The organism is Arthrobacter sp. Y3224055, from assembly GCF_059090825.1.
This window is the reverse complement of sequence record NZ_JBNHGB010000002.1, coordinates 89,451-107,142: the sequence shown is the minus strand read 5'-3', so window position 1 is coordinate 107,142 and position 17,692 is coordinate 89,451. Positions and strand designations below refer to the sequence as shown.

Below are 17,692 nucleotides of genomic sequence, written 5' to 3'. Positions count from 1 at the left end.
GTCACTGGCCTGGTCCGTCGACCTGAGGTGTTCGGCCAATCCTTCCCGCCTTCCCGATGAGTCCTGGAACCGACGCTACAGCCCGCAAGGCAGCGGCGCACAGCCCAGCACTGTTCCGCAAACCATTCTATGCTCGTCCGGCGGCCCGGTCGTTCCGGTACGGCATCACCCGACGGGGGCGGCCTCGGTGCGGCGCCGTTCTTCCACCTTCTTGGCCTGCTTGAGCAGCGCCGGTTCCTTGGCCCGGAGCCGCGCATACATCGGCGCCGCAATGAAGATTGTGGTGGCGGTGCCGATGATGATGCCGATGAACAGTGCCAGGGACACGTCCTTCAACGTGCCGGCGCCGAGCAGGAACGCGCCGATGAACAAGATGGCGGCGACCGGCAGGACGGCGACCACGGAGGTGTTGATGGACCGGACCAGGGTCTGGTTCACGGCGAGGTTGACCTCCTCCGCGAAGGTCCTCCTGGTGGACTTGTCCAGGTCTTCCGTGTTCTCGCGGATCTTGTCGAAGACCACCACCGTGTCGTACAGCGAGTACCCCAAAATGGTCAGGAAGCCGATGATCGCCGAGGGCGTCACCTCGAAGTCGCTCAGCGAATAGATGCCGGCGGTCACGATGAGCACCACCACCAGGCCGCTGAGCGCGGCGACGGACATCTTCCAGGTCCGGAAGTACAGCGCCATCATGATCGCCGCCAGCACAACGAACACCACCAGGCCCCAGATCGCCTGCCGGGTCACGTCGGCACCCCAGGTGGGACCGACGTACGAGGACGTCACCTCGTCTGACTCGACGTCGTAGGCTTCGACGAGGGCGTCGCGCAGTTCCAGGGTCTGGTCGTCGTCCAGCCGCTCGGTCTGGATCCGCATGGTCCCCGGGGCGATGTTCGTCACGCGGGGATCGGCATCCGCCGCGACTTGGGCCACGGCCGCCTCGCCGGGACCGACGTCGGTGTTTTCCACGTTGGACACGGTGAACTCGGAGCCGCCGCGGAAGTCGATGCCCAGGTTGAACCCGCCCTTGACGAACGGCACCACGATGGACAGGAGGATCGCGGCGGCGGCAATGCCGAACCAGAGCCTGTACTTGGAGACAAAGTCGTAGGAGCGCTTGCCGGTGTAGAGATCGTTGCCCCACTTAGCAAAGTTGGCCATTTAGTTGCTCTCCTTGTCGGACCCGCGGCCCGCGCCGCTGGTGGCGCGCTGCTTCTCGGCCGCCCGGCGTTCGGCGATGGTCTGGCGGCGGTCGGCTTCGGCAGCCGCCGCGGCGTTCTTGGCCCGCACCGGCACCTTGCGTTCGCCGGGCTGGCGGATCCGGCCCGCCCCTCGGTACAGCGGCACCGCGTCCAGCAGGCGCGGATCCAGGCCCGAGAAGCGGTGGCCCTCGCCGAAGAACTTGGTGCGTGCCAGCAGCTGCATGGTCGGGTGCGTGAACATGAAGACCACCAGGAGGTCGGCCACCGCGGTCAGGCCCAGCGTGAAGGCAAAACCGCGCACGTTGCCCACCGCCACGAAGTAGAGCACGACGGCGGCCAGCAGGTTGACCGCCTTGGAAGCCAGCACGGTTTGCCGTGCGCGCTTCCAGCCGTTGTCCACGGCCGAGACCAGGCCCCGGCCCTCGCGCAGTTCGTCGCGGATGCGTTCGAAGTAGACGATGAACGAGTCGGCGGTCTGGCCGATCGCCACGATGAGGCCGGCGACCCCGGCCAACGACAGCCGGTAGTTTTCGGTCCAGCCCAGGATCGCGATCGCCAGATACGTCAAAATGCCGGCCACCACCAGCGACGCGATGGTCACCAGGCCGAGCATGCGGTACTGGAAGATCGAGTAGGCGGCGACCAGCGCCAGGCCGATGAGCCCGGCGATCAGGCCCATCCGCAACTGGTCGGCGCCCAGGGTGGCGGAAATCTGCTGCTCGCTCTGGATCTCGAAGCTGATCGGCAGCGCGCCGTACTTCAGCTGCTCGGAGAGGACACGGGCCGATTCCTCCGTGAAGTTGCCGGTGATCTGCGGCTTGCCGTCGGGGATGACCGCGTTGGTCGTGGGAGCGGAAATCACCTCGCCGTCCAGCACGATGGCGAACTGGTTCTGGGCGCCGGAGAGCCCGAACAGCCGTTCGGTCACTTCCTTGAAGGTTGCGGTTCCCTCGCTGTTGAACTCGATGTTCACCGCCCACTGGTTCAGCGTCTGTCCCTGGGTGCCGCGCACCTGGCCAAAGCTGGAGTCGGCGATGTCCGTGCCGGGCACCTCCACCGGGCCCAGGATGTACTTCATGCCGGTATCCGGTTCGCAGGCGACGGTTGGCTTGGCCGGGTCGGCCGGCTCGGTCTCCTCTGCGGCCGCGGCCGGGTCAAGGCACTCCAGCGCCTCGAACTCCTGGTAGAGCTCCGGGGTGATCCAGTTCAAGTCGCTGGCGTTCTTCGGTTCGGCCGCCGGTTTCGGAAGGTCCGCTTCGGGCGTCCGCTCCTCCTCCGGAACGGCGGAACCCGGCGCAACGGTGAGCACCGGGCGGAATTCCATGGCGGCCGACGCCTGGATCAGTTCGCGGGTCCGCTGGTCCGGGACACCGGGCAGGCTGACCACCACGTTGCGGCCGGATTGCGTGGTGATCTCGGCTTCCGCCACGCCGGAGCCGTCGACGCGCTGGCGGATGATCTCCACGGCCTGGTTGAGCTGCTCGGCGGTGATCTCGCCCCCGCCGCCCTGGACCTGCGGAGCCAGGATCATCTGGGTGCCGCCCTCAAGGTCGAGCGCCAGCTTGGGCGCCCAGCTTGCCTGGCCGGTGAATACACCGCTGCCCAGGATGACGGTGCCGGCGGCCAGGAGCACACCGAGCCAGATAAGTGTCCGCCGCGCAATGCTGGTGGAACCGGATCGTGCCATGGAAGATCTTTCTCTCATCGGCTCAGTCGGCCGGAGGAACCGGCCGGTACATGGCGAAGTGGCGGGGCATGCCCCGCCACTGCACGCCTATACGGCTAAGCCGTCGCTGGCCTACTTGGTGTCTTTGTTCTGCTCTTCGTTGAGCCGCTTAAGTGTGTCCTCGGCGGATTCCTCCGGGCGCGTAGCGCTTTCCGCGGTGAGGGACGAGGCGTCGTCGGGAACCTCGGGGGCCTCCGGGGTCACGACTTCGTTCACCGCCTGGGTGTGCACGGTGGCGGTGTTGCCCGGCGACAGTTCAAGGACCACCTTGTTGTTGTCGGGGTCGAGGGAAACGACGGTGCCGAAGAGGCCGAACTGAGTCATCACCTCGGTGCCCGGCACCATCTGCTCCTTGATGCGCTCGGCCTTTTCGCGCATCTGCGCCTGGACCTTCTTCTGCTTGCGGAACATGAAGAAGATCAACAGCGCGAAAACGGCGAACAGGGCGATGGTCATCACGTCGATGCCGCCCGACTGCTGCTGGGGAGTGGTGCCGGTGAAGAGATTTACGAACACAGGGAAGTTCCGTCCTAGAAGTCTGGAGCGGACCGGTAGGAAAATCCGGACCGTGTACGCAGCCTGCCGCGTCCCGTGGGGGACGGCGCACTCCGCACGTTCCTACCATTCTACGCGGTGACCGCCCTGACACGGTCAAGCTTCAGTTTTCGGCGAAATCCGTGTCCGGCTCCAGCAGTTCCGAGAGCAGGTCTTCGGTCTGTCCCGCGGTCAGGTGATCCGGCACCGCCAGCCCCAGGTGTTGCCAGGCCGCGGCGGTGGCGATCCGTCCGCGCGGCGTCCGGCCGAGCAGCCCTTCGCGGACCAAGTAGGGCTCGGCCACCGTCTCCACCGTCTCGGTTTCCTCGCCGACGGCTATGGCCAGGGTGGATAAACCGACGGGCCCGCCGCCGAACTTGGTGATCAGGGCGGTGAGCACCGCCCGGTCCAGCCGGTCCAGTCCCCGTTCGTCGACTTCGTACATATCGAGCGCCGCCGCTGCCGCACGCGCATCGATCTCCTCGATCTTGTGCACAAGGGCCCAGTCCCGCACCCGGCGCAGCAGACGGTTGGCGATGCGGGGCGTGCCGCGGGAGCGCCCGGCGATCTCGGCGAAACCGGCTGAACTGACCTTGAGGTCCAGCAGCATGGCCGAGCGGCGGAGCACCAGCTCAAGCTCCGCGACGGCGTAGAACTCCAAGTGCCCGGTGAAGCCGAACCGGTCGCGCAGCGGCCCCGGCAGCAGCCCGGCCCTCGTCGTGGCCCCGACGAGGGTGAACGGCGGCAGGTCGAGCGGGATGGCGGTGGCGCCGGCGCCCTTGCCCACCACGATGTCCACCCGGAAGTCCTCCATCGCCATGTAGAGCATTTCCTCTGCCGGCCGCGACATCCGGTGGATCTCATCCAGGAAGAAGATCTCCCCTTCGGTCAGCGACGACAGGATCGCCGCCAGGTCGCCCGCGTGCTGGATCGCCGGTCCGGAGCTGATGCGCAGCGGCGCGTTCATTTCCGCGGCGATGATCATGGCCAGCGTGGTCTTGCCCAGTCCGGGCGGGCCGGACAGCAGGACATGGTCGGCTGTCCGTTCGCGGATCCGGGACGCCTCCAGCACCAGCGACAGCTGCTGGCGGACCCGGGCCTGGCCCACGAAATCGTCCAGGTTCTTGGGCCGCAGCGCCGATTCGATCGCCCGTTCTTCGGTTTCCGACGTGTTGGCGACCAGCCGGTTGTTCTCGGAATCCTCCGCCACGCTAGTTCACTCCCGCGGTCCGCCGGGACGCGCCGGTCCGGGCGCCGTCCTGGCCGAGCCTGCGCAGGGTCAGCCGCAGCAAGTCGCCCACGTTGCCTGCCGCTGCCGCCTCTGGATTTTCCTCGGCGGTGGTGTCCACCGCCGCGGCGGCGTCCTTCTCGGACCAGCCCAGGCCGGCCAGTGCCTCCTGCACCTGTCCCTTCCAGCCGCCCTTTTGCTGGGGGGCCTGCTCGCCGGTGGGGATCAGCTTCCCGGCCAGCTCGAGCACGATCCGGCCGGCGAGCTTCGGCCCGATACCCGGAACCTTGGTGAACGCCTTGCTGTCCCCCTCCGCGGCGGCGACCCTCAGCGCCTCGGGCGAGTGCACCGACAGCGCCGCCAGGCCCAGCCTCGGGCCGACCCCACTGACCGAGATGAGGGTTTCAAAAACTTCCCGTTGCGCTGCGTCCTCGAAGCCGAACAGCGTCATGGAGTCTTCGCGCACAATCATGGTGGTGGCCAGTTCGGCCTCCCGCCCCACGAACAGCGTGCCCAGGGTCTGCGGCGTCGCCTGGACGAGCATGCCGAATCCGTTGACGTCGATCACGGCCGATTGCAATCCCACGTGGGCGACGACGCCGCGCAACGAGCTAATCATGAACTCAACTCCCAATTCCGGCACTGCGGCCCGGAGTCCGCCCCGCGGGCAGCACGGCGGCGGATTGTCCGAACATATCTACGAATAGCTTACGGGGCAGCACGGACATTGCCGGCCACCGCCACACCGTGGCACCGGTTCCGGCGGCCGCCGCCGGCCGCACGTCAGCGGCGGGTGCGCTTGGCCTTCGCTTCGGCCTCCGCCCAGAGCCGCTGCGCCGTCGTCATCCCGCCGCCGGCAGCCGGTCTCGCAGCTCCGCCGCGCCAGGCATGGGTGATGGCCAACGCCAGGGCGTCCGCGGCATCGGCCGGGCGCGGCGGGGTGTCCAGCCGAAGGATCCGGGTCACCATCTTGGTCACGGCGGCTTTGTCCGCCTGCCCGTTGCCGGTGACCGCCGCTTTCACCTCGGTGGGCGTGTGCAGCGCGACGGCGATCCCGCGCCGTGCCGCCGCCGCGATGACCACCCCGGACGCCTGCGCGGTGCCCATCACGGTACTGACATTGGTCTGGCTGAAGACGCGTTCGACGGCGAGCACGTCCGGGGTGTGCGCGTCGAGCCATTCGTCGATCGCGTCGGCAATCTTCAGCAGGCGCAGCTCCAGCGCCATGTCCGGGGTGGTCCCCACCACACCGACGTCCACGAGGGAGGAGCGCCGGTTCGGTTCAACATCGACCACGCCCAGGCCGCAGCGGGTCAGGCCCGGGTCCACTCCCAGCACGCGCATGGCGGGCGCCGACGGCCGGACCGGTGTCAGTCGTTCTCGATTTCGGCGAGGACGTCCGCGCTGATGTCGGCGTTGGAGTAGACGTTCTGGACGTCGTCCAGGTCCTCGAGGGCATCCACCAGCTTCATGAACTTCCGGGCCGCGTCCGCGTCGAGCTCCACGGCCATCGAGGACACGAACTCGATCTCGTCGGTTTCGTATTCGATGCCGGCCTCTTCCAGTGCGGCCACGACGGCGCGCAGGTCCGTGGGATCGGCGTGGACCTCGAAGTTGTCGCCCTGCTCCTTGACTTCCTCCGCGCCGGCTTCGAGCACCGCCATCAGGAGGTCGTCTTCCGTGAGTTCGTTCCTGGGCAGGGACACCACGCCCTTGCGGGAGAACATGTAGGACACCGACCCCGGGTCGGCAATGGTGCCGCCGTTGCGGGTGATGGCCAGGCGAACCTCCGAGGCGGCCCGGTTCTTGTTGTCGGTGAGGCACTCGATCAGCACAGCGGAGCCCTGCGGCCCGCGGGCCTCGTAGATGATTTCGCTGTAGTCCACCGTTTCGCCGGTCAGGCCGGCACCGCGCTTGACCGCGCGGTCGATGTTGTCGTTGGGAACCGAGGTCTTCTTGGCCTTTTGGACGGCCAGTTCCAGCGCGGGGTTGCCGGACATGTCCGCTCCCCCGTTGCGCGCCGCTACCTCAATGTTCTTGATCAGCTTCGCGAACGACTTGGCACGCCTGGCGTCGATCACGGCCTTCTTGTGCTTGGTGGTTGCCCACTTGGAGTGTCCGGCCATGCTTACGCCTCTCCTCTGACGATGCGGATGAAAAGTTCGTGGATGCGGCGCTCCCCCGTAATCTCCGGGTGGAAGGATGTCGCCAGCAGATGCCGCGAACGCACTGCCACTATTCTAGCTGTCCCGTGCAAAGTGTCGGTGTGGGAGGCCTCCTCCGGCTGCACGGCAGCCAGGACCTCCACGCCCTTGCCCACGCGTTCCACCCAGGGCGCACGGATGAACACGGCGTGGACCGGCGACGGGTCCTGGCCGGGAGACGCCGCGCTGAACTCCAGGCCCCGGAAGTCCAGCTCGGACTCGAACGATTCGCGCTGCCGGCCGAAGGCGTTCCGGCGCACCGTTATATCCAGGCCGCCCAGCGTCTGCTGCGGTTCGCCCTTCAGGTCGGTGGCCGGGTCTGCAATCTCCCGGGCCAGCATGATCATGCCCGCGCACGAACCGTAGACCGGCATGCCCGCCTCGATCCGCCCCTTCAGCGGGTCGGCCAGCTCGAAAATGCGGGTGAGCTTGTCGATAGTCGTGGATTCACCGCCTGGGATGACCAGGCCGTCCACGGCCGCCAGTTCCGCAGGCCGGCGCACCGGCACCGCCGTGGCGCCGCTGTGCTGCAGGACGGATAGATGTTCGCGGACATCGCCCTGCAGGGCAAGCACACCAATCGTGACCACGGTGACGGTTCCTCGGAGTTCGCATCGGCGCCGCCTCAGTGGCGGCCGTACGGAAAAACAGTAGTGCCAACCGGTCCGGCGGTGTTAAACGGTGCCCCCCCTCGCCCTGTGGTGACCGACACTGTTCGGCCCGGGCCGACGGCGCCGGGGCACGGCGGCTTGTATAGTCTCTACTCATGCGACACCTCCTTGCGACCGTTGCCGGAAAGGCCGTAAAGGCGGTAGCCAGGCTCCGCGGCGGCGGTTCCGCACTGCCCGGACTGGTAGCCGAAAAAATCGATCCGCAGTTCCTGCCGCGCACGCTCGGCGAGCTGCCGCGCGGCGTCGTGGTGATCAGCGGGACGAACGGCAAAACCACTACCACCAAGATGGTGGTGGAGCTGCTGCAGGGGCAGGGCCTGAAGGTGTTCACGAACCGGACGGGCAGCAACTTCACCCGCGGCGTGGTCGCTGCCGTGCTGGGCGACTCCGACGCCCGGGGCCGGCTTGACGCGGACATTGCCGTGTTGGAGCTTGACGAGGCCCACGCGGTTCACTTCGTCAAACTGGTGGCCCCGCGCTACAGCCTGCTGCTCAACGTCATGCGGGACCAGCTGGACCGCTTTGGCGAAATAGAAACGACCGCGGGTTTCCTCCGGCAGATCGCCGCCGCGACGACCGAGGCAGTGGTACTGAACCGGGAAGACCCGCGCATCGCGGCGCTTGCGGGCGCCGTGGCCGCGCCGCGGGTCGAATACTTCGGCCTGGCGCCGCAGCTGCGCCACATGTTTCCGCACGACGACGAAATGCGGTCCGCCGCCTCCGCCGGCCCATCCGGCGACACCGCCGCCGCCGACGGCGGCCGGCCGAGCGCCGACGTCGTGCTCTCGGCCTGTGAAGGGGCCGCCGCAACCTTCCAGCTGGACGGCCGTGAGCTCGAGGTCGAGCTGAAGCTGACCGGCGTCTACAACGTGTTCAACGCCGCCGCGGCGTTGGTGCTGGCGCGGACCGTGTTGGGCCCCGCGGTGGACGAGCCGGCGCTGCTGGCCTCGCTGGAGAACGTGACGCCGGCCTTCGGCCGCGGCGAATCGCTGACCGTCAACGGCCAGCCGCTGGACCTGGTGCTGGTGAAGAACCCGGCCGGCTTCCGGCTGGCACTGAAGTCTTTCCCCGCCGCCGGCTACCGGACCATGATCGCCATTAACGACAACTACGCGGACGGGCGGGACATGTCCTGGCTGTGGGACGTCGACTTCGATTCGCTGCGGGACACCGGCGTGGCCGAGGTTTCCGGCGTTCGGGCACGCGACATGGGGCTGCGCCTCTTCTATGAGGACGTTCCGGTGGACCGGGTGGACACGGACCTCAATGCCTCGCTGCAGCGGTTCATTGCGGGCGGTCCGGAGACGCCGAAGCGCATCTACTGCACCTACACCGCCATGCTGGCGCTGCGCCGCGAGCTCGGCAAATTGACCGAAGTGGAAGTGGTCTCCTGATGGACGCTCCTGTTATCGACCTGCTCCAGCTCTACCCGCGGGACATGAACATCTACGGCGACTGGGGGAATGTCCTGGTGCTGCGCAAGCGCCTGGAGCTGCGCGGCTACGACGTCCGGCTGCACGAGTACAACCCCGGCGACGCGTTCCCCGAGCAGGTGGACCTGATCGTGGGCGGCGGCGGCCAGGACTCCGGCCAGAACAAGATCCAGGCCGACCTGCTGGCCCAGGGCGGGCGGCTGCGGGAGCTGGCCGAGGACGGCCTGCCGATGCTGGCGGTCTGCGGCCTCTACCAGCTGTTCGGCCACCGGTTCACCACCCACACCGGCGAGGTCATCACCGGCATCGGGCTGCTCGATGCCGAAACCGTGGGCGGGCCCACCCGGTTGATCGGCAACACCGTGCTCGAAAGCGGCGAGTTCGGCACGGTTATCGGGTACGAGAACCACAGCGGACTGACCACCCTCGGCAGCGATGTCCGGCCGTTGGGACGGGTCACCAAGGGCCAGGGCAACAACGGCACCGACGGCACCGAGGGCGCCCGCTACCGGAACATCATTGCCACCTACCTGCACGGTTCCCTGCTGCCCAAGAACCCGGCCGTGGCCGACTACCTGATCCGCCACGCCGTCGAGCGGCGCTACGGCAGCTTCAACGACGTGGCGCTGGACATTCCGCATGAGGCCGAAGCCCGCGCCGACGCGGCGGCCCGTCCGCGCTGACGCCGGACTGCCGCTTTGCTGGCCCGCCGCTGAGCCGGTTGGGCGACGGACCGCGGCGTCAATCGCCGCTGAGCAGCCACTCGCGGGCGACGTCCGTCGGGGCTCCCATGGACTCGACGGTCGCCTTGGTCCGTAGCCGGCTGGCCGCGTCCGCCTGTTCGGACACGCACCAGTCCCCGGACTTCGCGGCTGCCGCCAGCGCATCCGCTGCCACCGGGCACCAGCGGTGCCCGGGTCCGTCGAACGTGGCCGGCAGCCAGTCCAGCCCCGCCACCTCCCAGGCGCCGTCGTCGCCGGCTTGGCTGAACCGGACCCGGACCATCAACCCCTCGGTGTTGAGGATGTTCGGGGTTGCATGCGCGGCGAGGGTGTTGCCCAGCCCGTAGACGATCCAGGTGCCGTCGTGGCGCTCAATCGGCTGGACGGAGTGGCTGTGGTGCCCGTACACCAAGGAGAACTCGCCGCTGTCGGCCAACGCGTGGGCAACCTCCTGCTGTTGCGGGCTGGCGTAGGCGGTGTATTCGTCCCCGGCATGCACCGCTCCCAGGACGATGTCCGCGCCCTGCGCCCGGGCCTTCCTGGCCTTGGCGATCATCGCCGGGGGATCCAGCACGTCCACCTGCCAGGGCCGATCCGGCTCCAGCCCGTTCAGCGAGAAGGTGCCGGTGATGAACGCGATCCGCGCGGCCGGGGTGTCCAGAACCAGTACCTCCTCGGCCTCGGCCGCGCTGGCGTAGGTGCCGGTGTGTGCCAGGCCGCGCGCGTCCAGCGCCTGCAGGGTCCGTTCCAGGCCGGCGGTGCCGTGGTCGAACGCGTGGTTGCTGGCGGTGGTGCAGGCGTCGTAGCCCAGGGCGGCGGCGGCGTCGAGGATCTGCGGCGGCGCGTTAAACGCCGGGTAGCCGGAGTACGGTCCGTCGTCACCGGCCAACGGGGTTTCCAGCTGGCAGACGGCGAGGTCGGCGGTGTCCAGGTATTGCTCCTGGGCCGCCAACATCGGCTCGAAGTCCAAGGTTCCTTTCCCGGTCCGCCGCGCGTCGGCGGCCGCCTGCTCCCAGAGCGGCTCGTGCAGCAGCAGGTCGCCGGTGAGGGCTACGGTGGCGCAGCGGATTCCCGGGCACGCCGGGCCCGCGCCGGCCGTCGCCGCCGGCTCCGGGGCGGGCTCCGGTGCGGAGGTCGACGGCGGCGCCTCCCCCGCGCCGCCGCTCCCCGGTGGGCCGGATCCGGAGGGCACCGCCGCCGGCTTGGTGTCGGCCGGCCCTGTGCCGGGCGGTCCGGCGGCCTCCCGCCCCGGGCCGCAGCCGGCCAGCAGCAGGGCCGCGATGGCCAACGCCGCCGCCGTTGCGGGAGTCCGCGACACCGCTGCCCGGTGAAGGCATCGGCCCGGTTCCCGCACCGGGGAACCCGTCGGGCCCTCGGGCGGCTGCCTGCTCATGCCGCAAGTGTAAGTCCGGCTGTGCCGTGCACCACGGCGGCGCGGCGGCGTGCCCCCGGCAGGTACGGCGGGGACGCCGGGTACCCATGGCAAAGTGGTGGCATGGCCAACCCCTTCCTGGAACCCAGTGTCCTCCCCTATGAGCTGCCCGATTTCGCCGCGATCCGCCTTGAACACTATCCGGAAGCGTTCGAGGCCGGGTTCCGCGAGCAACTGGCGGAAATCGAGGCGATCGCGGCCAATCCGGCACCGGCGACGTTCGAGAACACCGCCGTCGCCTTCGAACGGTCCGGCCGCACGCTGTACCGGGTGAGCGCCGTGCTGGACAACTTCGCCGCCGCCGACGCCACCGACGACGTGATGGAGCTGCAGCAACGGATGGCCCCGCAGCGGGCCGCCCACCGTGACAACATCTACCTGCATGCGGCGCTCTACCGGCGGGTCTCGGCGGTCGACGAAGCCGCCGAAGGCCTCGAGGGCGAAGACCTGCGCCTGCTCACCGAGCTGCGCAAGAAGTTCCGCCGGGCCGGCGCCCAGCTCCCCCCGGCAGACCAGGAGCGGCTGCGCGCCATGAACGTGGAGCTGTCGGAGCTGGACGCGGAGTACTCTCGGGAACTGCTAAACGCCGGCAATGCCGCCGCGGTACATGTCACCGACCGCGCACAACTGGCCGGGCTCGCCGACGACGACCTGACCGCCGCCGAACTCGCGGCGCGGGACGCCGGTTACGACGACGGATGGCTACTGGTCCTGACCCTGCCAACCGCCCAGCCGGCGCTGGAAACCCTCACCGACCGCGGCACCCGCCGCCGCCTGCATGAGGCATCGGTGGGCCGCGGCGAAGCGGGCCACCGGACGCTGGAGCTGGCGGCCCGCACGGCGGAGCTGCGGGCCGAGCGGGCCGCGCTGCTCGGCTTCGCCAATCATGCCGAGTATGTGCTGGACGGGCAGACGGCGCCCTCGCTCGCGGCCGTGCAGGACATGCTGGCGCGGCTCGTCCCGCCGGCCGTCGCCAACGCCCGCGCCGAGGCGGAGATCCTCGCCGAGGCGGCCGGCCACCCCCTCGAGCCGTGGGACTGGGCCTACTATGCGGAGGTTGTGCGCCGCCGCGACTACAGCGTGGACCTGGCCGGACTGCGGCAGTACTTCGAGCTCGAACGCGTGCTCGCCGACGGCGTCTTCTTCGCCGCCAACCGGTTGTACGGGCTGCGGTTCGAGGCCAGGCCGGACCTCGCCGCCTATCATCCGCAGGCCCGGATCTGGGAAGTGATGGACGACGACGGTGCCCGGCTGGGCCTGTTCATCGGCGACTTCCATACCCGGGACACGAAGAACGGCGGTGCCTGGATGGATTCGCTGGTCGAGCAGTCCCACCTGCTGGGACAGCGCGCCGTCGTGATGAACAACCTGAACATCCCGAAGCCCGCTCCCGGCGAGCCGGCCCTGCTCAGCTACGACAACGTGGTGACGCTTTTCCACGAGTTCGGCCATGCGCTGCACGGCCTGCTGTCCCGGGTGGAGTACCCCGGCCTCTCGGGCACCAACGTGCCCCGGGACTTCGTGGAGTACCCGTCGCAGGTCAACGAGATGTGGATGCTGGAGCCGGAGGTCGCCGGCAGCTACGCCAGGCACCACCTGACCGGCGAGCCGTTGCCGCGGGAGGTGGTGGACCGCATCAAGGCTGCGCAGCTGTGGGGCGAAGGCTTTGCCACCACCGAGTACCTGGCCGCGTGCGTGCTCGACCTGGCGTGGCACAGCCTGTCCGCCGGGCAGCGGGTCGAGGATCCGCCGGCCTTCGAACGGCGGGCGCTGGCCGACGCCGGAATCGACCTGCCCCTGGTCCCGCCCCGCTACCGCACCGGCTACTTCAAGCACATCTTCGCCGGCGGCTACGCGGCGGGCTATTACTCCTACATCTGGAGCGAAATCCTCGACGCAGACACGGTCGCCTGGTTCGGCGAAAACGGCGGACTCCGGCGCGGCAACGGAGACCGTTTCCGCCGCGAACTACTCTCACGGGGCAACAGCATGGACCCGCTGCAGGCCTACCGGAGCTTCCGCGGACGGGACGCCGACCTCGCGCCGCTGCTGGCCAGGCGCGGCCTCGACCGGGCCAGCAGCGCCCCGGCCGGCCGCGGGGACGTCCCGTAACGGCGGCCCCGGAAGGGCAACCCCCCGGAAACGGCAAACGCCCGGTCCCGCACTGTCGTGCGGGACCGGGCGTTCGCCGTCGTCGGTACTTACCAGCCGCGCTCGGCGAGGCGGTGCGGCTGCGGGATCTCGTCCACGTTGATGCCGACCATGGCCTCGCCCAGCCCGCGCGAGACCTTGGCGATGACGTCCGGGTCGTCGTGGAAGGTGGTGGCCTTGACGATCGCGGCGGCGCGCTCGGCCGGGTTGCCGGACTTGAAGATGCCGGAGCCGACGAACACGCCGTCGGCGCCCAGTTGCATCATCATCGCGGCGTCGGCCGGGGTGGCGATGCCGCCGGCGGTAAACAGCACCACGGGCAGCTTGCCGGTGGCGGCGATTTCCTTGACCAGCTCGTACGGGGCCTGCAGTTCCTTCGCGGCCACGTACAGTTCGTCTTCGGGCATTGCCGACAGGCGCTTGATCTCGGAGCGGATCTGGCGCATGTGGCCGGTGGCGTTGGAGACGTCGCCGGTGCCGGCTTCGCCCTTGGAACGGATCATGGCCGCGCCCTCGTTGATGCGGCGCAGGGCCTCGCCCAGGTTGGTGGCGCCGCAGACGAAGGGAACGGTGAAGTTCCACTTGTCGATGTGGTTGGTGTAGTCGGCCGGGGTCAGCACCTCGGACTCGTCGATGTAATCCACGCCGAGGGACTGCAGCACCTGCGCCTCGACGAAGTGGCCGATGCGGGCCTTGGCCATTACCGGGATGGAGACGGCGTCGATGATGCCGTCCACCATGTCCGGGTCGCTCATCCGGGACACGCCGCCCTGGGCGCGGATATCCGCCGGAACGCGTTCAAGGGCCATCACGGCCACCGCACCGGCGTCTTCGGCGATGCGGGCCTGTTCGGGAGTCACGACGTCCATGATGACGCCGCCCTTCAACATCTCGGCCATGCCCCGCTTGACGCGGCTGCTGCCGGTCACGGGCGCGTGAGTTGAAGTTTCTTCACTGCTGGACACTAAAAGCCCCTAGGAGTCGGTAGGAAACGTACACCTCATCATACGTCCGGCCCGGTGCGCTGGGTCACCGATGACGTAACCTTCCTCGGGGCCCCAACCGGGGGCCTGGGCGGTCCGGGGCGGATCAGGCGGTTTGCTGTGTCTGACGGTAGACGGCCATGATCCGCTGGGCCACGGTCAGCAGGCTGGCGGCGGCCAGCAGCACCAGGACCACCAGCAGGACCACCTCCGGCAGGCCCAGTCCGGTCAGGCCGGTGAAAACCAGGACGGATACCAGGCGCTCGGAGCGTTCGGCCAGGCCCACCGCGGCGGTGCAGCCCAGCGACTCGGCCTTGGCCCGGGCATAGGAGACCAACGAGCCGAGCAGCAGGCATACGAGCGCGGAGACGGCGATGGCGGTGTTCTCCCCGCCGGTGAAGAACCAGATGGCCACGCCGGCGAACACCGCGCCGTCGGCCAGCCGGTCGAGGGTGGAATCCAGGAAGTTGCCCCAGCGGCTGTTGCGCTCCAGCATGCGCGCCATCAGGCCGTCCACCATGTCGGAGAAGACGAACGCCGTGATGAAGACCGTTCCCCAGAACAGCTCCCCCAGCGGGTAGAACACGAGCGCCCCCACGGAGACCCCGAGGGTGCCCACGATGGTGACGGCGTCGGGCGAGACGCCCATCCGGATCAGGGCACGGGCCAGCGGCGAGAACAGCTTTCCGAAGAACCCGCGCGCGTACTTGTTGAGCATCGCCGCGCTACCGTGCCGGCCAGGCTTGGGATACCTGCTTGCGGACCTCGTCCAGGGTCTCGGTGATCGCCTTGGTCTGGGCGATGATCGGGAAGAAGTTCCCGTCGCCGCCCCACCGGGGCACCACGTGCTGGTGCAGGTGCGCCGCCACCCCGGCGCCCCCGGCTTCGCCCTGGTTCATGCCCAGGTTGAAGCCGCTGGGGTTGGCCACCTTCCGCAGGACCCGCATCGCCGTCTGGGTCAGCTCGGCGAACTCGGCGGTCTCCTCCGCGGTGATGTCGGTGTAGTCGGGCACGTGGCGGTACGGGCAGACCAGCAGGTGCCCGGGGTTGTAAGGAAACAGGTTGAGCACCACGTAGGCGAACTCGCCGCGGTGGACGATCAGCGATTCCTCGTCGGGGCGGGCCGGAGCCACACAGAACGGGCACTCGTCCTTGTTCTTGAACTGGCCCTGGCCGCCCTTGACGTAGGCCATGCGATGCGGCGTCCAGAGCCGCTGGAAGGCATCCGGCACGCCGGGCAGCTCAAAGCCGTCCGTCACCTCGTCGCCGGTCCGGTCGGTCATGGCTTCGGTCGTCTCGGCCATCGTCAGTTGCCGCGCCTGGCGGCGGCCTGCACGATCCGGGACACGGCCTCGTCCACCGGGATGCCGTTGTCCTGGCTGCCGTCGCGGAAGCGGAAGGAGACGGCTCCGGCCTCGGCGTCCTCGCCGCCTGCGATCAGCACGAACGGAACCTTGTCCTTGCTGGCGGTCCGGATCTTCTTCGGGAAGCGGTCCGAACCCAGGTCGGCCTCGGCGCGGATGCCCTGAGCGCGCAGCTTGGCCACGATCTCCAGCATGTAGTCGTTGAACGCCTCCGCCACCGGGATGCCGACCACCTGGACCGGGGCGAGCCACGCCGGGAAGGCGCCGGCGTAATGTTCGATCAGCAGGCCCATGAAGCGCTCTACCGACCCGAACAGGGCGCGGTGGATCATGACCGGGCGCTGGCGGCTGCCGTCGGCTGCCTGGTATTCGAGTTCGAACCGTTCGGGCAGGTTGAAGTCCAGCTGGATGGTGGACATCTGCCAGCTGCGGCCGATCGCGTCGCGGGCCTGTACCGAAATCTTGGGGCCGTAGAAGGCCGCTCCACCCGGGTCCGGCACCAGTTCCAGGCCGGATGCCTCGGCGACCTCGGCCAGGGTGCGGGTGGCCTCGTCCCAGACCTCATCGGCGCCCACGTACTTCTCCGGGTCCTTGGTGGAGAGCTCCAGGAAGAAGTCGTCGAGCCCATAGTCCTTGAGCAGGTCCAGCACGAAGTTGAGCGTGGTGGTCAGCTCGTCCTTCATCTGCTCGCGGGTGCAGTAGATATGGGCGTCGTCCTGGGTCATGCCGCGCACGCGGGTCAGGCCGTGGACTACGCCGGACTTTTCGTAGCGGTAGACGGAGCCGAATTCGAACATCCGGAGCGGCAGCTCGCGGTATGACCGGCCGCGCGAGCGGAAAATCAGGTTGTGCATCGGGCAGTTCATCGGCTTCAGGTAGTAGTCCTGGCCGGGCTTGACGACCTCGTTGGTTTCGGGGTCGCGGGTCTCGTCCACATGCATGGGAGGGAACATCCCGTCCCGGTACCAGTCCAGGTGGCCGGAGACCTCGTACAGGTTGCTCTTGGTGATGTGCGGGGTGTAGACGAACTCGTAGCCCGCCTCGGTGTGCCGCTGCCGCGAGTAGTCCTCCATCGCCTTGCGGACGATGCCGCCCTTCGGGTGGAAGACGGGCAAGCCGGAGCCGAGTTCATCCGGGAAGGAGAACAGGTCCAGTTCGGCGCCCACCCGGCGGTGGTCGCGGCGCTCTGCCTCGGCCAGCCGCTCCTGGTAGGCCTTCAGGTCTTCCTTGGTGGGCCAGGCGGTGCCGTAGATGCGCTGCAGCTGCTTGTTCTTTTCGTTGCCCCGCCAGTAGGCGGCGGCCGAGCGGGTCAGCGCATAGGCGTTGGAAATCAGCTTGGTGTTGGGCAGGTGCGGCCCGCGGCAGAGGTCCTTCCAGACCACTTCGCCGCTCTTGGCGTCCACGTTGTCGTAGATGGTCAGTTCGCCGGCGCCCACTTCGATGCTGGCGCCCTCGCCGGCCTCGTCGGAGTGGCCCTTGAGCCCGATCAGCTCTTCCTTGTACGGCTCCCCCGCCATCTCGGCGAGCGCTTCGGTCTCGGAGACGGTGCGGCGGACGAAGCGCTGGTTGGAGTTGACGATCTTGAGCATCATCTTCTCCAGCTGCTTCAGGTCCTCCGGGGTGAAGGGCTCATCGACGTCGAAGTCGAAGTAGAAACCGTCGGTGATGTACGGGCCGATCCCGAGCTTGGAGTCCTTCCGCAGCTGCTGGACCGCCTGGGCCATGACGTGCGCGGTGGAGTGGCGCAGCACGTTGAGCCCGTCGGGAGAGTCGATAGTCACGGCTTCGACCTTGGCTCCGGCGGGGATCGGCTGGTCCAGGTCCTTCAGTTCGCCGTCGACGCGGACGACGACGACCTCCCGTCGGGCGCCGTAAAGGTCGGCTCCCGTCGTGCCCTCGGTCACCTGGTTCTCTTCGCCGTCGACGATGAGGGTGATGTTCTGGGGCGCTGACACAGAGGTCTCCTTATGGTGGATGTAAGCCGTTACTGCAGCGACATACTTGGGCGCTGCAAGCCTCTACGATCGTATCCGCTGACGCGA

The 17,692-nt window shown here is 68.5% G+C and carries 16 protein-coding genes; 3 read left to right on the top strand and 13 right to left on the bottom strand.

Annotation, left to right across the window (positions count from 1 at the left end; genetic code table 11):
* Positions 1-165: 165 nt before the first annotated feature.
* The 8 genes from secF to pdxT form a co-directional block, all read right to left on the bottom strand.
* Positions 166-1,161, bottom strand: a complete 996-nt coding sequence (gene secF, locus AC5RTY_RS05805; RefSeq protein ID WP_494023015.1) for a protein translocase subunit SecF — start codon at positions 1,159-1,161, stop codon at positions 166-168.
* Positions 1,162-2,889 (bottom strand): protein translocase subunit SecD, encoded by a 1,728-nt coding sequence (gene secD, locus AC5RTY_RS05800; protein WP_493999824.1) that lies wholly within the window; start codon positions 2,887-2,889, stop codon positions 1,162-1,164. It lies immediately after the preceding gene.
* Between the two features lie 111 nt (positions 2,890-3,000).
* Entirely contained in the window at positions 3,001-3,444 is a 444-nt protein-coding gene (yajC, locus tag AC5RTY_RS05795) for a preprotein translocase subunit YajC (protein ID WP_494023013.1), read from the bottom strand.
* 142 nt (positions 3,445-3,586) lie between these two features.
* Positions 3,587-4,645, bottom strand: coding sequence for a Holliday junction branch migration DNA helicase RuvB (gene ruvB, locus AC5RTY_RS05790; protein WP_494128999.1), 1,059 nt, complete (start codon positions 4,643-4,645; stop codon positions 3,587-3,589).
* A 28-nt stretch (positions 4,646-4,673) separates the two neighbouring features.
* The gene (gene ruvA / locus AC5RTY_RS05785) at positions 4,674-5,309 is read right to left on the bottom strand and encodes a Holliday junction branch migration protein RuvA (protein ID WP_494014068.1); all 636 of its coding nucleotides are present in this window, start codon (positions 5,307-5,309) and stop codon (positions 4,674-4,676) included.
* 164 nt (positions 5,310-5,473) lie between these two features.
* The gene (gene ruvC / locus AC5RTY_RS05780) at positions 5,474-6,034 is read right to left on the bottom strand and encodes a crossover junction endodeoxyribonuclease RuvC (RefSeq protein ID WP_493999827.1); all 561 of its coding nucleotides are present in this window, start codon (positions 6,032-6,034) and stop codon (positions 5,474-5,476) included.
* Between the two features lie 26 nt (positions 6,035-6,060).
* Positions 6,061-6,816, bottom strand: coding sequence for a YebC/PmpR family DNA-binding transcriptional regulator (locus AC5RTY_RS05775; protein ID WP_493999828.1), 756 nt, complete (start codon positions 6,814-6,816; stop codon positions 6,061-6,063).
* A gap of 2 nt (positions 6,817-6,818) precedes the next feature.
* Positions 6,819-7,523, bottom strand: a complete 705-nt coding sequence (gene pdxT, locus AC5RTY_RS05770) for a pyridoxal 5'-phosphate synthase glutaminase subunit PdxT (RefSeq protein WP_494139343.1) — start codon at positions 7,521-7,523, stop codon at positions 6,819-6,821.
* 137 nt (positions 7,524-7,660) lie between these two features.
* Between pdxT and AC5RTY_RS05765 the strand changes: the two genes are divergently transcribed.
* A complete protein-coding gene (locus AC5RTY_RS05765) occupies positions 7,661-8,959 on the top strand; it encodes a MurT ligase domain-containing protein (protein ID WP_494139195.1) in 1,299 nt (432 codons plus the stop codon).
* The gene (locus AC5RTY_RS05760) at positions 8,959-9,681 is read left to right on the top strand and encodes a type 1 glutamine amidotransferase (protein ID WP_494139194.1); all 723 of its coding nucleotides are present in this window, start codon (positions 8,959-8,961) and stop codon (positions 9,679-9,681) included. The genes AC5RTY_RS05765 and AC5RTY_RS05760 overlap by 1 nt, the downstream gene beginning before the upstream one ends.
* A gap of 58 nt (positions 9,682-9,739) precedes the next feature.
* Here AC5RTY_RS05760 and AC5RTY_RS05755 read toward each other — a convergent pair whose 3' ends face one another.
* Entirely contained in the window at positions 9,740-11,113 is a 1,374-nt protein-coding gene (locus AC5RTY_RS05755; protein ID WP_494139193.1) for a CapA family protein, read from the bottom strand.
* A 102-nt stretch (positions 11,114-11,215) separates the two neighbouring features.
* Between AC5RTY_RS05755 and AC5RTY_RS05750 the strand changes: the two genes are divergently transcribed.
* Positions 11,216-13,264 (top strand): M3 family metallopeptidase, encoded by a 2,049-nt coding sequence (locus tag AC5RTY_RS05750; protein WP_494139192.1) that lies wholly within the window; start codon positions 11,216-11,218, stop codon positions 13,262-13,264.
* A gap of 89 nt (positions 13,265-13,353) precedes the next feature.
* Here the strand turns inward: AC5RTY_RS05750 and pdxS are convergent, their stop codons facing one another.
* From pdxS to thrS, 4 genes are all read right to left on the bottom strand, one after another.
* Complete coding sequence (gene pdxS, locus AC5RTY_RS05745; RefSeq protein WP_494014074.1) at positions 13,354-14,268, bottom strand: pyridoxal 5'-phosphate synthase lyase subunit PdxS; 915 nt, start codon at positions 14,266-14,268, stop codon at positions 13,354-13,356.
* A 124-nt stretch (positions 14,269-14,392) separates the two neighbouring features.
* A complete protein-coding gene (gene pgsA / locus AC5RTY_RS05740) occupies positions 14,393-15,004 on the bottom strand; it encodes a phosphatidylinositol phosphate synthase (protein ID WP_493999835.1) in 612 nt (203 codons plus the stop codon).
* Between the two features lie 7 nt (positions 15,005-15,011).
* Positions 15,012-15,590 (bottom strand): HIT family protein, encoded by a 579-nt coding sequence (locus AC5RTY_RS05735; RefSeq protein ID WP_493999836.1) that lies wholly within the window; start codon positions 15,588-15,590, stop codon positions 15,012-15,014.
* A 2-nt stretch (positions 15,591-15,592) separates the two neighbouring features.
* Positions 15,593-17,605 (bottom strand): threonine--tRNA ligase, encoded by a 2,013-nt coding sequence (thrS, locus tag AC5RTY_RS05730; RefSeq protein ID WP_493999837.1) that lies wholly within the window; start codon positions 17,603-17,605, stop codon positions 15,593-15,595.
* Positions 17,606-17,692 lie beyond the last annotated feature (87 nt).

Excerpts from the sequence above, each read along its gene's own strand:
- AC5RTY_RS05755 (WP_494139193.1), bottom strand. The coding sequence starts at position 11,113 with ATGAGCAGGCAGCCGCCCGAGGGCCCGACGGGTTCCCCGGTGCGGGAA.
- ruvA (WP_494014068.1), bottom strand. The coding sequence starts at position 5,309 with ATGATTAGCTCGTTGCGCGGCGTCGTCGCCCACGTGGGATTGCAATCG.
- AC5RTY_RS05750 (WP_494139192.1), top strand. The coding sequence starts at position 11,216 with ATGGCCAACCCCTTCCTGGAACCCAGTGTCCTCCCCTATGAGCTGCCC.
- AC5RTY_RS05765 (WP_494139195.1), top strand. The coding sequence starts at position 7,661 with ATGCGACACCTCCTTGCGACCGTTGCCGGAAAGGCCGTAAAGGCGGTA.
- AC5RTY_RS05735 (WP_493999836.1), bottom strand. The coding sequence starts at position 15,590 with ATGGCCGAGACGACCGAAGCCATGACCGACCGGACCGGCGACGAGGTG.
- AC5RTY_RS05775 (WP_493999828.1), bottom strand. The coding sequence starts at position 6,816 with ATGGCCGGACACTCCAAGTGGGCAACCACCAAGCACAAGAAGGCCGTG.
- pgsA (WP_493999835.1), bottom strand. The coding sequence starts at position 15,004 with ATGCTCAACAAGTACGCGCGCGGGTTCTTCGGAAAGCTGTTCTCGCCG.
- secD (WP_493999824.1), bottom strand. The coding sequence starts at position 2,889 with ATGGCACGATCCGGTTCCACCAGCATTGCGCGGCGGACACTTATCTGG.
- AC5RTY_RS05760 (WP_494139194.1), top strand. The coding sequence starts at position 8,959 with ATGGACGCTCCTGTTATCGACCTGCTCCAGCTCTACCCGCGGGACATG.
- ruvC (WP_493999827.1), bottom strand. The coding sequence starts at position 6,034 with ATGCGCGTGCTGGGAGTGGACCCGGGCCTGACCCGCTGCGGCCTGGGC.
- secF (WP_494023015.1), bottom strand. The coding sequence starts at position 1,161 with ATGGCCAACTTTGCTAAGTGGGGCAACGATCTCTACACCGGCAAGCGC.